The sequence below is a fragment of the Mucilaginibacter boryungensis genome, from assembly GCF_015221995.1.
Classification (GTDB): Bacteria; Bacteroidota; Bacteroidia; order Sphingobacteriales; family Sphingobacteriaceae; genus Mucilaginibacter; species Mucilaginibacter boryungensis.
Map to the genome: position 1 here is coordinate 3,004,411 of NZ_JADFFM010000001.1, position 14,290 is coordinate 3,018,700.

Consider the following 14,290-nt stretch of genomic DNA (forward strand, 5'->3'; position numbering starts at 1 on the left):
GATACAGCAATGCCTAAAATTGACTTTAATAAGCCAATTCACTTATACATTTACAAAACTATTCAATTGTTATTGCCCTTACTCCAATGGTAAACTTTGCCTTCGGCATTTATATAAATAGCTGTTGCGTTTTTATATACATTGGTTGCTAAACCCTGGGTAACTTGTAATTGGCTGTTGCCTGTAGTAAAAAGAGACCCCGTTGATCCAGGGATTGCTGTAACATGATCGTACCAAAGTATTTCGCCTTTATCGCCATCAGATGTTATTTCGGTTGGCTTTCCAAATTTTGCTACTACCTGTTGCTTTGATGCACCGATGTACGAATTTAATAGTTTAGTTTGCGACGAGCATGAGACCATACCCAACATGCCCATACCCAATAATAAGGTTTGAAAATTTTTCATTGTGGAATAATTAAATGATTACTGTTGGGCGGTATAACTCTGATAAGCAGTTACTTTTATAAAAGTATGTAACGTTTCCTAATTAACCAAATACAAACAACACAATGTTTAACGGCAGTTATCTTATAAAATAGCACCACTATTATTTTGGAAGTGGGCTACTTTTAGTTCAAACATTTCGGCTATTTTGCTTGCGCGCCACTTGGCTTCTTCGGCTTTGGGGCCGGTAAATAGTTCGTCAACAGTTTCGGTGAACAGGCTTATCCAGCGTACAAAATGCTGGTGCCCCACAGGCAAAGTAGCATGCGGTGGGAAAGGGCGGCCGCTGTAGGTATGCTCGCCCAGCAGGGTAGTTTGCCAAAAGCTGTACATCTTTTCCAGGTGTTGCGGCCAGCGGTCTTCAATCCGGGCGTTGAATACCGGGCCAAGCAATTCATCTCCGCGCACTTTGGTGTAAAAACCATCAACCAGTTGCTTCACATCATCCAGATTTAATATCTCCTGCTGCCCTTCCATAGCTATTCTTTAATTTAAGGACAAAATTAAGCGTTTTAAGCGAGGTTTATGGTAATTGGCGGGTCAAAATATCACTACCTTATTTTTGTCATTACGAGCGCTAGCGTGGCCATCTCATGGTGTGTAAATCAATCTATGAGATTACCGCGTTGCTACGCTTCTCGCAATGACATTGCAGATTTAAAAATCCATAGGCCCTAACCGGCGCATATTTTTCAAAATAAGATATTGGTGATGCCGCACACGGTAATCGGGATTGGTGGGCGACCAATGCAGCGGATTAGGAAATATGGATGCTATAGCTGCTGATTCGCGCTTACTGAGCTGCGAAGCGTGTTTGTGGTAATAATTTTGAGCAGCCGCTTCTATGCCGTATATGCCATCACCCATTTCAATCTCGTTCAGGTATACCTCCATAATGCGTTTCTTGCTCCAAAACACTTCTATCAGCATCGTAAACCAGGCTTCAAAGGCTTTACGGACATAAGAGCGTCCCGGCCACAGGAAAACGTTCTTGGCAGTCTGCTGCGATATGGTACTACCCCCTATCAATTTGTGGCTATGGGCATTCTTATCAATAGCTTTTTCCATTGCGGCAAAATCGAACCCATAATGTGCCAAAAACTTCTGATCTTCGGCTGCAACAGCAGCGCGCTTCATCGGCTCGGCAATGGAATCAAAATCAACCCAGTGCTTATCTATTTTCCATTCTTTGCCATCGGCCTTACGCTCGAAGCCGCGGGTAATCATCAGCCACGTAACCGGCGGACTAACAAAACGGTATAGCAAAACCATTAACAAGCTTATTCCCACAAAAAGGATAAAAGCAAGTTTAACAATGCGCCATATAAGTTTCCAAATACCGTTCATGCTGTGAAAATAGTTTTTTGATTGCGAAGTGCGAAATGTCAATTGCGAAATTTTAAGGCGTCATGCCGAACTTGTTTCGGCATCTCATCATAAGGTTCTCGTAAAGTAATTTGCAAGTGGGATGCCGAAACAAGTTCGGCATGACGTAAGCACATAAAAAAAGCGTCCCGAAAATTCGGGACGCTTTTTTTATTATTTTGCAATCGGCATTCCGCCTTTCGCATTTAACTTACTCAGCTACCACTTCAAACGGCACCTGAACTTTAACCTCTTTGTGCAGGTTAAGGTTGGCAACATATTCACCAACAAATTTAGGGTCTGTTTCAAAAGTGATGCGGCGACGGTCGACTTCAAAGCCTTGTTTCTTCAACGCATCAGCCACCTGAATGGTATTGATAGCACCGAAGATCTTACCGCTTTCACCGGCTTTAGCGCCGATAGTAAGTTTCACGCCTTCTAATTTAGCAGCAATAGCATCGGCATCCTTACGGATCTTCTCTTGCTTAAACTGTGCTTGTTTAATATTCTCAGCTAATACTTTACGTGCTGATTCGGTTGCTAACTGGGCAAATCCCTGTGGGATAAGATAGTTGCGGCCGTAACCTGGTTTTACGTTTACGATATCGTCTTTCTCACCAAGGTTTTTGATATCCTGTTTTAAAATAACTTCCATTGTTTAAACCTCCTCAGATTATTTTAGTGAGTCCGTAACGTACGGTAATAAACCAATATGGCGAGAGCGTTTAACCGCCTGGGCCACTTTACGCTGAAACTTCAGTGAAGTACCTGTTAAACGGCGTGGTAAAAGTTTACCCTGGTCGTTCACAAATTTCAAAAGGAAGTTCGCGTCTTTGTAATCGATATACTTAATACCGTTCTTTTTAAAACGGCAGTATTTTTTACGGTTATCGTCCACCTTGGGAGCAGTAACGTATTGAATTTGTTCGTTTGCCATCAGTTATGCCTCCTCGGTTTTAGCTGCAGGTTTTTTGTTAAATGCACCGCTGCGTTTTTTCTCGTTGTAAGCTACTGCATGCTTATCTAACGCAATGGTAAGGAAACGTACTACGCGTTCGTCACGCTTAAGCTCCACTTCCAGTTTACTGATCAGTTCACCCGGAGCCTTGTATTCTGTAAGGTGATAGTACCCGGTCGATTTTTTTTGAATCGGGTACGCAAGTTTTCTCAGACCCCAATTATCCTCCTGGATAATTTCGGCTCCGTTATCGGTCAAGATCTTGCTGAATTTGGCAATTACCTCTTTCGCAGCATCTTCTGATAACAACGGGGTCAGAATGATTACGGTTTCGTACTGTTGCATTTTAATACTTTGTTTTTAAAAATCCCCTTCTAAACGGGGACGCAAATGTAGCAAGATATTTTTGTTTATCAAAGTGTTGATTTCAAATTGTTTGAACAGGGATCGACCTCCGATCAAGCATGTTCTTACGGTTTATTATTTCTTTCTCAAAATCCCCCATCGGGTAGGGGAGGTATCTGAATAGGATTTGAGTATCCGGGTAATCATGTTCATCGGTCTAATCGTGGTTCAGACATGGGCGTTCCCGTAGCCGGGCGGGCTTTCCACTCATACGCCTGCAGGCCTTAGGCGCAGGGCCGGTATCCGTTTCAATCCCTAACGCGGGGACTCACCCGGTCGGCGCTACGCTGAACCATCCTCTTTCCGCCGCAGGCGAAGAGAGGGTCGACAAGTGCAACGATGTCGGGGTTAGTCCGCGATAGGGATAGCAGTGAAAAGCCTGGAATGAAGCGCAGCGAAATGAGGACTTGTAACGGATAGCCCGGGCCGCAGGCATCGTCAAAAAATAGGCCTAAACCACCCCCTTCACAACCCTGAAAAACAACCAAAAGCGCACAACCCATACAGAAAAGATTTCTGTATTTCAATAAAGAAATTTTTATAAATTATTTATATTCAGATATTAACACATTTTTAATAAACTTAAAGTTTAATATATAGTAAAAATAATTTTTACAGACCTCTCCCCCTATTTCCAATTAAAGTAACACTTTAAATTGTAATTCCCAGCATAAAAAATGGTACCTGATATGCCCGAAAGCATAAACAAAATCGCATCTTTGTTTAACCAATATCGCGTCTTGTCAACAGGCATTTGGCGCGCTTACAAACCAATTTTTATGTTAGATAAACAAGGTATAGCCAAACGTATAGCACGCGAAATTAAGGATGGATATTACGTTAACCTGGGCATTGGTATCCCTACCCTGGTGGCCAATTATATCCCCGAAAATATTGATGTGGTGTTGCAATCAGAGAACGGTTTACTGGGCATGGGCCCCTTCCCTTTTGCCGGAGAGGAGGACCCCGATACCATCAACGCGGGCAAGCAAACTATCACTATTTTGCCGGGCTCAGCCATCTTCGATTCGGCCATGAGCTTTGGGATGATCCGCGCGAAAAAGGTAAACCTTACCATTCTGGGCGCCATGGAAGTTTCAGAGAACGGCGATATAGCCAACTGGAAAATTCCGGGTAAAATGGTGAAAGGCATGGGCGGTGCCATGGACCTGGTGGCCAGCGCCGAGAACATTATTGTAGCCATGCAACATGTAAACAAAGCCGGCGAAAGCAAACTGCTCCCCGCCTGTACCCTGCCCCTCACCGGCGTAAACTGCGTTAAAAAAATTGTGACTGAACTGGCCGTTTTAGACGTATTACCCGAAGGCGGGTTTAAATTACTGGAGCGCGCGCCGGGCATCAGCGTAGAAGAGATAAAACAGGCTACCGCCGGTAAACTGATCATCGAGGGTGAGATACCGGAGATGGTGTTGTAATTTCGGAATTTCGATTTCGGGTTTTATAAATCATGTCATTTCGACCAGCGGGAGAAATTTTATATAAGAAGCCGGTCTACACGTATAAGATTTCTCCTCGTTCCTCGTTCGAAATGACATTCAAAATAAAAGGCCGCTTTCGCGGCCTTTCCAAACTAATCTCTATTACTCAATATAACTTTCCAGCATCTTAAATCCGCCTTCAGTAACCAATTCTATTTTGTTAATAGCATTTGGTATCAGCAGGCATTCGCCCATTTTTAGGTGGGCTTCTCCCCCGTCGCATTTTACGGTTAAGGCACCGGCTACGCAAACGTATATCACGAATGAATCCAGGCTGCTGTAGTCTTTAGAAACGCCGTGGGTATAGTCCAGTACGTTTGTGGTAAAGTAAGGGCATTTAACAAGGCGTACATCCTCGTTTTTCTTCGGCTGGTATTCGGTTTTATAATCAGGGTAAACGTTATAATCCAAAGCGGCTAAGGCCAGTTCGGTATGCAGTTCGCGCTTCTGGCCTTTATCATCCACACGGTCAAAATCATAGATACGGTAAGTAATGTCGGATGTTTGCTGTATTTCGGCCAGTAGCAAGCCTTTACCAATGGTATGTACACGGCCGGCCGGTAAAAAGAAAACATCATCGGCATTGGCTTTTTCCTTGTTCAGAATATCCATAATGTGGCCGCTGTTTAGCGCCTGCAGGTATTTCTGCTCGTCTAACTGCTGGTTGAACCCGGCGATGAGTGTCGACCCCGGGTCGGATTCGATGATATACCACATTTCGGTTTTGCCAAATGAGTTGTGACGTTTTTTAGCCAGTTCATCGTTAGGGTGCACTTGAATGGATAGGTCGTCATTGGCATCAATAAACTTTACCAGTAAAGGGAATATGTTGCCAAAATGATCGTACACATGCTTGCCTACCAGTTCATCTTTATGCTGTTCCAGCAAATCTGCCAGCGACTCCCCTGCCAGCGGACCATTAGCTACTACCGAAACATCGGTTTTAACGCCTGATATTTCCCAAGTTTCGCCGCAGTTGGGCAAATCGCCAAAATCTTTATGCAGGTAGGTCTTAATTTTCTGACCGCCCCAAATCTTATCTTTAAAAATAGTTTTAAACTGTAATGGATATAATGCTGACATGGTAGTTTATTTATGGCGCTAAGTTATAAAGTAAATAACAAACGTAAAGATGCTGGTGCTGTTTTCATTAATTGGCAAAAAAGGCGCGTTTTTTAATTAACCAGTCTTTATATATAATCATAATTACACCCATTAAGGCTGTATGCAGATATATAAAGTCGGCCACTCCTAAAACGTGCGCCTGCGCTAAGAAGCCCTGGTTAATCACCAACGCCAGCAGTTTAAATTCATATAACATCATAATTATCATAGGCCCCAGGCATAATACAGCCATCATACCTAAACGGTGTTTAACTTTAAGTTGTTTATAAACCAGTAGTAATGGCGGGAATGATAGTATAAATACTATTACAAAGCCTAATACCTTGGTAAATAATACCGGCATTAATGGTAATAAGGTGCGCAATATGGTTATTTCATCGCCCCCACCCATTGCAGCCGTAAATATGCGGGCAAAGGGCAGGTTAGCTAATATGAGTATAAAACGCGGCGCTCCATAAATCTTTATTGCCCCATTTAAGTATACAATAACCGGCCCAAATAAGTAGATAGCTAAATATAGGGCCGGCCATAGTTGCCAAATAGTTATATGGCCCGGTTTCACAACCATCGCATAATGTCCACAGGTTAAAATCGGCCTGGTGACCGGGCTTGCCTGTTATGAAATATGCTGCGGTGAGGTGGGCCAATTCGTGCAGTTGCCCCAATACAAATACAGCGGCCATAAAAGCTACTGCAAAGCGAAAAGAAAATTTAAGTTGCATAATTTTTTGTGCCGTATGACGCTTACTCATCCCCTCAGGTTACAAAAAAGCCCATCCGCATAACGGATGGGCAAACAAAACATCACCTCAACCTGATGTTTGTTATTTTGTAATAAGAAAATACCGGCTGGTTAATGAATCGGTGTAGGCCTTATCATTATAACTAAATGCCGACAGATTAAAACTACTACAGCAATTACTGGTAGTTTTTACAAAGTTAGTCCGAATAGTATCCTGGTCGGTTTCGGTTAGTTTTAGGTATGATGTATTATCACCTGCTACCCAGCCCACTAATATTTTAATACGTTCTTTATTAATGGGGAAAACGCCGGCTGGGATTATTCTAATGGCGTTGCCATTCAATTGGTGTATCTTAAGCGTATCATAATGATTAGGCGTAGCGGGATTTAACAAATCGCGGCCCTGATTATCCCGTATTTCAAGCGTTAAGCTGGGAGGCGCAGTAATACATGCTATGTTGGCGCATTTATTATCGCAGGCGTTTATTAACAGTATTGTAAATAAAATCAGCGCGGCAAAAGTGAGCAGGTTAAAGTTTTTCATCATTTTAATCCTTGGTTTAATATGATTACGACTTCACTAATCATTTCGCTACAATACAAACAAAAAAGCCCTTGTTATTGCTAACAAGGGCTTCATATATTTAGCGATTATTACTTCGCTAATTTCGCTTTCAAATTCTCGTTAATCGCTTCCAAAAACTCTTCGGTGTACAGGTAATCGGTACCATGTTCAACTTTGGGTTTAATGGTGATGGCCAAATCTTTGGTCATTTTGCCGCTTTCAACAGTTTCAATACAAACCTGCTCTAAAGTTTTGCAAAAGTCAATCAATTCCTGGTTGTTATCTAATATACCACGGAATTCTAAACCACGAGTCCATGCGAAGATTGATGCGATTGGGTTGGTTGAAGTTGGGTTGCCTTTCTGGTGCTCGCGATAGTGACGGGTTACGGTACCATGGGCAGCTTCAGCTTCCATTGTTTTACCATCAGGAGTAACCAAAGTTGAAGTCATTAAACCTAATGATCCAAAACCTTGTGCTACGGTGTCGCTTTGTACGTCGCCGTCGTAGTTTTTACAAGCCCAAACAAAGTTGCCATTCCACTTTAAGGCCGAGGCCACCATGTCATCAATCAGACGGTGTTCGTAAGTGATACCCGCTGCAGCAAATTTGGCTTTATATTCATTTTGATAGATCTCTTCAAAAATGTCTTTAAAACGGCCATCGTATTTTTTCAGGATGGTATTTTTGGTTGACAGGTATAACGGCCAGCCTTTCATTAAAGCCTGATTAAAGCAAGCATGTGCAAAACCACGGATAGACTCGTCGGTATTATACATAGCCAAAGCAACACCGTCACCTTTAAAGTTAAATACTTCGAACGATTGCTCGGCACCACCATCTTCAGGAGTAAAAGTAATGGTTAGCTTTCCTTTGCCTTTAGTAACAAAATCGGTAGCACGGTACTGGTCGCCAAAAGCGTGACGGCCAATGCAGATAGGCGCTGTCCAGTTTGGAACTAAACGTGGCACGTTGCTCATTACAATCGGTTCGCGAAAAACGGTACCATCTAAAATATTACGGATAGTGCCGTTTGGCGATTTCCACATTTGTTTCAATCCAAATTCTTTTACACGCTCCTCATCTGGCGTAATAGTGGCGCATTTTATACCAACACCGTATTGTTTAATCGCGTTAGCTGCATCAATAGTCACCTGGTCGTTAGTTTCATCACGATACTCAACCCCAAGATCATAATATTTAATGTCAAGTTCTAAATAAGGTAAAATCAATTTATCCTTAATAAACTGCCATATAATGCGGGTCATCTCATCGCCATCCAGTTCAACTACCGGGTTTGCTACTTTAATTTTTGACATATCTGTTTTATTTGAATACCGTTTTTTAAAATTTTCCAAATATATAAAAATTGAGTTTACTCGTTTTTCAATTTATCGTTAGAATTTTTACCATCGAAATAAAAATTTATATACATTTGAGATACTTACATCGGGCACCATATTTGCTTAGTATTAAACTTAAAACTTGTCTATTGAAAAAATTTATTTTTACCCTGCTTACATGTGCTTCATTTCTGATGGCTAATGCCCAGATAGGATATAATTATGCACAATATGATTTTGGTCTTTCCGGAGCAGTTAACAGCGCCCACACCGATTTTGCGAAGACAGGGTCGAGTTACGCAGCGCAGGTTCACTTTACGTATAACTATAGCCCGTATATTAACTATATAGCCGAGGTGCAGATAGGTGGCCTTAATGGCAGCGATCTTACGGCAGTGATACCCGGCAGCGATTATACGTTTACCAATAATTATAGCATGGTAGCATTAAGGGCACAGATACAACTGGGCGAAATAATCGATTATTCGCAAAGCCAGTTTAAAAATGCTTTTAAAAACATTTATTTCAGCGGCGGTGTGGGTGTTATTTATACCGACTTAACAGTTAATGAACCAACTTTAGGCCCTATTGAAAGTAAAGGCAGCAATATATTTATCCCATTAAAGGCGGGCTACGAGTTTAAATTTTTTAACAGCTATAGCGAACCAAAAGTAAAATTGGATATTGGCTACCAGTATAATATGGTACTGAGCGATAATTTTGACGGTATTACCTATGGCACCAACAAAGATGCTTTCAGCCAGATTGTTGTGGGTTTAAAGTTTGCCATTGGCGGTTATACCTCTTATCGTAAATCTATAAACTATTAATTGAAGACAAGCTTCTTAAATTATTTAGCCCGTACAAGTACGGGCTTTTTTTATGCCGCTTATGTATTTGTTAAAACCAATTACATTTGGCTTGGTTTAATAAGTACACAGTAAAACAAACCTATTATGAACCCAGATACATTTGATCCTGCTTTTGACAGCAATGAAGATCAGGACAGGGATTTCACGCTGAAAAATGAACTTGGCGAAACTATTGACACAGAAAGCCTGAAATACAATGCTGATAAAAACAGCTATGAATTCGATGTTACAAGTGATGACCCGGATTATGATCACCCGGACCCATACGATACAACCGTAAAAAACGGCGACGACATTAGCAGTACTTATGATGAAGCTAACCCTTACGATGTAAATGGCGAATTTGACAACAATCGCAGCATCGAAACAGATGTGGATGAATTAGGCATGCATATTGATGATGGCAGCATTGTAGGTGTTGACCCGATTGACGAGGCCCTGGCCCACACGCCTGAAGATGATCGCGATGACCTGGACGAAGAAGGTTACCCGAAAAATGATATGGATGAATTTAGGAAACGTCAACAATAACAACACTCACTCCAACCCTCTCACCATAAAACCGTGAGAGGGTTTTTAATTTGTATTGGCTTTTTAATTATTGGCGGCATATTATAAATTTACTATTACATTAGTTAGTAAATTAAATACCCCAATAACCTGCCTGCAAAAATGAGATCTCTATTATTAACCAGTCTGTGTTTGCTGGTTTACAATGTAGCCCAATCACAAAATACTTCCCGTTCTTTTGTTATTAAATTAAAAAATTTAGAAGGCGAAACCTTTATTGCCGAACAGCAAGGCCTCACTCAAAAACATCTATCGTTAAGCAATGGCAAATACAGTGGTATCATAAATGGCCCTGGCTATTATACACTGGCTAATCATAGCGAGGTGTTAAACATTTATGCTGAGCCTGGCACCAATTTAACTATAACTAAGAATACCAAAAATGGAGTCGTATCCTACAACTTCGCGGGCAATGGAAGCGCAGAAAATAAATTCCTGGCCAGGCTAAACAAAGCACAACAAAGGTATTTACCAGTTAATGGTGATATATTAACTGATAAAGTAAATATGATTGTTCCGGCCGATTTCATAAAAAGGCTTGACCAATATAAAGCCATTAGCATGCAAATGCTTTCGGGTCATGATTTTAGTCCGGGTTTCATCGATCTGGAAAAAGCTTATATTGATTGCAAAGCACATAGCTATGCATTACAGTACTTTGAAGATTACGGGGTTAATGCCGAAAAAAAGAAAATATATCTGGCAAAATTAACCAGCGGCGATCCAAGCTTAAACACCCCGGAAGGCAAACAGGCGGCATTAGACAGCGTATATACTAAAGAACTAACTTTTAACGACAGAAAGTTAATAGCACGCCGAATTTATCAGGGTTTTGACTTGAATAATGAAGTATTATTTAAATGCTCGCCGTTATATAGCAATTTTGTTATTGAAGAGGTAAGTTATCTGGCCAGTACCGGCGGTAATACAAAGATTAGCTACGCCAGGCGTCGGATTGATTTTATTGTACAATTAATAGCCAATCCATATATAAAACAAACACTGCTTAACAAATACATGAGGGATTTATAATTCCTTTGTTTCGCTTACTCCAAATCCAAATTAAAACGCTTCCGCAATTCAACCAACTGTGGGTTTTTTGAGGCCATATGCTGGTATTTCTCTGACGCGGTGTATGGCCTTTTACTTACCATTTGCTCATCAACCCGGGTGGTTACGGTAATATCAAAGTTTTTAAGGGTAGTACGCAGGTAGTTCAGCAAATCGGGTTTTTCCTCGCGGAACCAGTTTTCCTGTGTTTTATTGTTTACGGCTACTTCAAAATCATAAGGTTGCAGCATTTTAGGCGCGTCGCCGGTAAAGATGGCTACCAGCGTCATGGCTTTCCCCGCTTTTTTAATACTGGCAGCGTAATCGCTCCAGCACTTCAAAAACTCATCATAGGTAAAGTCTTCTTTATCGGTGCCTTTCAGGTATGGGTCGTCGTCCTTAGCCGCTTCTTCCTCGGCCTGCTTACCCATATCCTTAAATGACGGGATTTTGATTGATATAGAACTTACATTCGCATTGGGTACAAAGGCTTTGGGTTTTTCGGCAGTTTCGGCTTCTACTACTGGCGCTACTTTTATTGGCGCAACTACCTCTTTTACAATTGCTTCAGACGCTATTTTTATTTCATTTAGGGGAGCAGCCTGCGGGGTTAGGGTTGTTGCTTTTTGCTCAGGCTCGGGCGCTACTGCTGGGGTATCAGGTTTTTTTTTTAATTGCCCTTCTTCGGACATTGCTGTTGCAGGCATGCTGGCCATGTTAAAGGCCGATGGCAGATGGCATATTTTCAGCAAGGCCAATTCAACCTGCAGGCGCTGATTTTTACTGAGACGATAGTTCAGATCACACTGATTAGCGATTGCCATAGCCGATAAGAGAAAAGACACCGAAGTGGCTTGCGATTGCTGTAAGTATTTAGTCCTGATGCCTTCGCTTACTTCCAGTAGTTTCAGGGTATTGGCATCCTTCCCTACCAGCAGGTTACGCAGGTGGGCGGTTAAACCAGTGATGAAATGTGCGCCATCAAAACCTTTAGAAAGTATCTCGTCAAAAAGCAATAGTGTTTTAGCCGTATCCTCTTTCAGTAAGCTATCGGTAATGCTGAAATAGTAATCGTAATCCAATATGTTCAGGTTATCAATAACCGAACTATAGGTAATTTTCCCGCCCGAAAAGCTAACGATCTGGTCGAACATCGAAAGCGCGTCGCGCAGGCCGCCATCTGCTTTTTGGGCAATAATGTGCAGCCCGTCATCTTCGTAGCTGATGTTTTCCTTAGTAGCAATGGATGCCAGGTGCCCGGCCATATCATCAACCTTAATACGGTTAAAGTCAAATATCTGGCAACGGGAAAGTATAGTAGGCAGTATTTTATGTTTCTCGGTAGTGGCTAAAATAAAAATGGCATAATGCGGTGGTTCTTCCAGCGTTTTCAGGAAGGCATTGAACGCCGCCTGCGATAGCATGTGCACCTCATCAATAATATACACCTTGTACTTAGCGCCTTGTGGTGGTATACGTACCTGGTCTATCAGGTTACGGATATCATCAACCGAGTTATTACTGGCCGCGTCAAGTTCGTGAATGTTAAAAGAATTTCCGTTTTGAAATGACTTGCACGATGAACACTCGCCACAGGCTTCGCCATTTGGCTGCAAGTTTTCGCAATTAATGGTTTTGGCCAGTATACGCGCGCATGTTGTTTTCCCTACCCCACGTGGCCCGCAGAATAAAAATGCCTGCGCCAGCTGATTATTTTTGATCGCGTTTTTTAGGGTGTTGGTTATATGTTGCTGACCAACAACGGTTTCAAAAGTAGCGGGGCGGTATTTGCGAGCCGAAACAATAAAATTCTCCACGGGTACCAAGATAATAACAAGTTTGCAGTTTTAAGTTGGCTGTTTGCAGTTTTTTGGAATGCAAACTTAAACCGCCAAAGCTAACAGTCCTTCCACATCCAAACGGCGGGTAAACATGGTCAGGTTCCCAGCTTCATCAAGCGGCCATTGCTCCTTTGGCCTGTCCCAATAAAGTTCAACACCGTTCCCGTCAGGGTCATCCAGGTAAATAGCTTCAGATACACCATGGTCTGATGCACCAGTTACGGGGTAACCCGCATCCAGCAAACGCTTTAAAGCCATGGCCAAATCTTTCCTTTCAGGATATAAAATAGCCGTATGGTACAGACCTGGCGCAAATTCAGGTGCCGGTAGGGCGCCTTTACTATACCAGGTATTCAGGCCAATATGATGATGATACCCACCTGCTGATATAAACGCTGCCTGGTCGCCATATTTCATCATTAATTCAAAACCAAGTTGGCCGCAATAAAAATCAAGGGATTTTTGCAAATCGCTAACCTTTAAATGCACATGACCAATGCGGGTTTGGGCTGGTATCTTATAATTGCTCATTATATTACATGTTTAAACATCAAATTTAGCTAATTACATTAAATTGAGTGTTATAGAATTGCAACAATATCCGTTTATATATCATGAGGTCAACACAAGTTTATCATCAGCTAAGCCAGGCTTCTCTGCGTTACTTTTTTCGCGATAAAGCAAGTAAACAAGCCATATATTGGCAGGCAGCGATGCAATCAAGCCAGCATAAATAATATATACATGTAAACTAAGGTAGGTAACAGAAATAATAATGGTATTTATACCTGCAACCTTGTATATTTTGCCATATGGATTGCCTTTGTATTCCAACCCTTCAGTTAGTAGCCCCGCTCCCATTAATATCATACTCAAGCTCATCAAAATAAAAGCTAATAACTCACCCAAAGCAGAAACAGGACCTTTTAAAATGTATAATAAATTAATGGCCGGCAACAGCACCATCATTAATATTGCCCCAAAAGTCAATAGCTTATTTTTATAATATTGCCCTATCAGGTAAAACCCCCGTATAAAAAATACGCAGCTTAGCATATGGATAACAGTAGTAAGTAGATGTAGCGTTGGACTGAGCGATTTGGTGATCAAATCATACGTTACAAATAATCCATTTATTACAAACACTATGCCCCCTGTTATTGCTGTTTTTAAGGGTATACCTGGTTTGGTTGTTGAATTTGGACTATTAACTGTATTACTCAGCTTGCTTTGTAATACCGTATTTAAAAGATTGATCGTATAGTTTCGTGGCACAACTTCGCCTGCCTCAATACGCTGGATGCTGCGGATATTTATTTTACAGTTATCGGCCAGTTCCTGCTGGGTAAGTCCCCGGTTTGTGCGTAAAGCTGCAATTTGCTTGCCTAAGTCTGGTTGTTTCATTTCTTTTTTTTATTGATGATCAAACTTAAACATCAACTCTCAAATTAAGAAAACCCACCTTACGGCATTTACACGGCATTTGTTTCTTCCTGTTAATTACTCTAA

The 14,290-nt window shown here is 41.6% G+C and carries 18 protein-coding genes; 4 read left to right on the plus strand and 14 right to left on the minus strand.

Features of this window, described 5'->3' with window-relative positions; translation table 11 throughout:
• Positions 1-62: 62 nt before the first annotated feature.
• The 6 genes from IRJ18_RS12610 to rpsF form a co-directional block, all read right to left on the minus strand.
• Positions 63-407 carry a hypothetical protein gene (locus tag IRJ18_RS12610; protein ID WP_194106551.1) on the minus strand — a complete coding sequence of 115 codons (345 nt, stop codon included), beginning with the start codon at positions 405-407 and terminating at the stop codon, positions 63-65.
• A 123-nt stretch (positions 408-530) separates the two neighbouring features.
• Positions 531-923 carry a group III truncated hemoglobin gene (locus IRJ18_RS12615; protein ID WP_194106552.1) on the minus strand — a complete coding sequence of 131 codons (393 nt, stop codon included), beginning with the start codon at positions 921-923 and terminating at the stop codon, positions 531-533.
• A 180-nt stretch (positions 924-1,103) separates the two neighbouring features.
• On the minus strand, positions 1,104-1,793 hold the full coding sequence (mtgA, locus tag IRJ18_RS12620; protein WP_194106553.1) for a monofunctional biosynthetic peptidoglycan transglycosylase: 690 nt from the start codon (positions 1,791-1,793) through the stop codon (positions 1,104-1,106).
• Positions 1,794-2,022: 229 nt separating this feature from the next.
• The gene (gene rplI, locus IRJ18_RS12625; protein WP_194106554.1) at positions 2,023-2,466 is read right to left on the minus strand and encodes a 50S ribosomal protein L9; all 444 of its coding nucleotides are present in this window, start codon (positions 2,464-2,466) and stop codon (positions 2,023-2,025) included.
• A gap of 18 nt (positions 2,467-2,484) precedes the next feature.
• On the minus strand, positions 2,485-2,748 hold the full coding sequence (gene rpsR / locus IRJ18_RS12630) for a 30S ribosomal protein S18 (protein WP_173413677.1): 264 nt from the start codon (positions 2,746-2,748) through the stop codon (positions 2,485-2,487).
• Positions 2,749-2,751: 3 nt separating this feature from the next.
• Entirely contained in the window at positions 2,752-3,114 is a 363-nt protein-coding gene (gene rpsF / locus IRJ18_RS12635) for a 30S ribosomal protein S6 (RefSeq protein WP_194106555.1), read from the minus strand.
• An 839-nt stretch (positions 3,115-3,953) separates the two neighbouring features.
• Between rpsF and IRJ18_RS12640 the strand changes: the two genes are divergently transcribed.
• Complete coding sequence (locus IRJ18_RS12640) at positions 3,954-4,610, plus strand: 3-oxoacid CoA-transferase subunit B (protein WP_194106556.1); 657 nt, start codon at positions 3,954-3,956, stop codon at positions 4,608-4,610.
• 165 nt (positions 4,611-4,775) lie between these two features.
• Here the strand turns inward: IRJ18_RS12640 and IRJ18_RS12645 are convergent, their stop codons facing one another.
• The 5 genes from IRJ18_RS12645 to IRJ18_RS12665 form a co-directional block, all read right to left on the minus strand.
• On the minus strand, positions 4,776-5,756 hold the full coding sequence (locus IRJ18_RS12645) for a type I phosphomannose isomerase catalytic subunit (RefSeq protein ID WP_194106557.1): 981 nt from the start codon (positions 5,754-5,756) through the stop codon (positions 4,776-4,778).
• 67 nt (positions 5,757-5,823) lie between these two features.
• Positions 5,824-6,141, minus strand: coding sequence for a hypothetical protein (locus IRJ18_RS12650; RefSeq protein ID WP_194106558.1), 318 nt, complete (start codon positions 6,139-6,141; stop codon positions 5,824-5,826).
• Positions 6,142-6,220: 79 nt separating this feature from the next.
• Positions 6,221-6,520, minus strand: a complete 300-nt coding sequence (locus tag IRJ18_RS12655; RefSeq protein WP_194106559.1) for a hypothetical protein — start codon at positions 6,518-6,520, stop codon at positions 6,221-6,223.
• 102 nt (positions 6,521-6,622) lie between these two features.
• Complete coding sequence (locus IRJ18_RS12660; RefSeq protein WP_194106560.1) at positions 6,623-7,087, minus strand: hypothetical protein; 465 nt, start codon at positions 7,085-7,087, stop codon at positions 6,623-6,625.
• Positions 7,088-7,194: 107 nt separating this feature from the next.
• Positions 7,195-8,424: an NADP-dependent isocitrate dehydrogenase gene (locus tag IRJ18_RS12665; RefSeq protein WP_194106561.1), complete on the minus strand. Its 1,230-nt coding sequence runs from the start codon at positions 8,422-8,424 to the stop codon at positions 7,195-7,197.
• A gap of 173 nt (positions 8,425-8,597) precedes the next feature.
• Between IRJ18_RS12665 and IRJ18_RS12670 the strand changes: the two genes are divergently transcribed.
• The 3 genes from IRJ18_RS12670 to IRJ18_RS12680 all read left to right on the plus strand — a co-directional run bounded on the left by IRJ18_RS12670 (position 8,598) and on the right by IRJ18_RS12680 (position 10,922).
• Positions 8,598-9,278, plus strand: coding sequence for a hypothetical protein (locus tag IRJ18_RS12670; RefSeq protein ID WP_194106562.1), 681 nt, complete (start codon positions 8,598-8,600; stop codon positions 9,276-9,278).
• A 126-nt stretch (positions 9,279-9,404) separates the two neighbouring features.
• Positions 9,405-9,851 (plus strand): hypothetical protein, encoded by a 447-nt coding sequence (locus IRJ18_RS12675; RefSeq protein WP_194106563.1) that lies wholly within the window; start codon positions 9,405-9,407, stop codon positions 9,849-9,851.
• A gap of 141 nt (positions 9,852-9,992) precedes the next feature.
• A complete protein-coding gene (locus tag IRJ18_RS12680) occupies positions 9,993-10,922 on the plus strand; it encodes a hypothetical protein (RefSeq protein ID WP_194106564.1) in 930 nt (309 codons plus the stop codon).
• 14 nt (positions 10,923-10,936) lie between these two features.
• On the opposite strand, the gene IRJ18_RS12685 is transcribed toward IRJ18_RS12680, so the two are convergent.
• The 3 genes from IRJ18_RS12685 to IRJ18_RS12695 all read right to left on the minus strand — a co-directional run bounded on the left by IRJ18_RS12685 (position 10,937) and on the right by IRJ18_RS12695 (position 14,185).
• Positions 10,937-12,757, minus strand: coding sequence for a DNA polymerase III subunit gamma/tau (locus IRJ18_RS12685; RefSeq protein WP_194106565.1), 1,821 nt, complete (start codon positions 12,755-12,757; stop codon positions 10,937-10,939).
• Positions 12,758-12,823: 66 nt separating this feature from the next.
• Positions 12,824-13,312 carry a VOC family protein gene (locus IRJ18_RS12690; protein WP_194106566.1) on the minus strand — a complete coding sequence of 163 codons (489 nt, stop codon included), beginning with the start codon at positions 13,310-13,312 and terminating at the stop codon, positions 12,824-12,826.
• Positions 13,313-13,393: 81 nt separating this feature from the next.
• On the minus strand, positions 13,394-14,185 hold the full coding sequence (locus tag IRJ18_RS12695; protein WP_194106567.1) for a helix-turn-helix domain-containing protein: 792 nt from the start codon (positions 14,183-14,185) through the stop codon (positions 13,394-13,396).
• Positions 14,186-14,290: the final 105 nt, after the last annotated feature.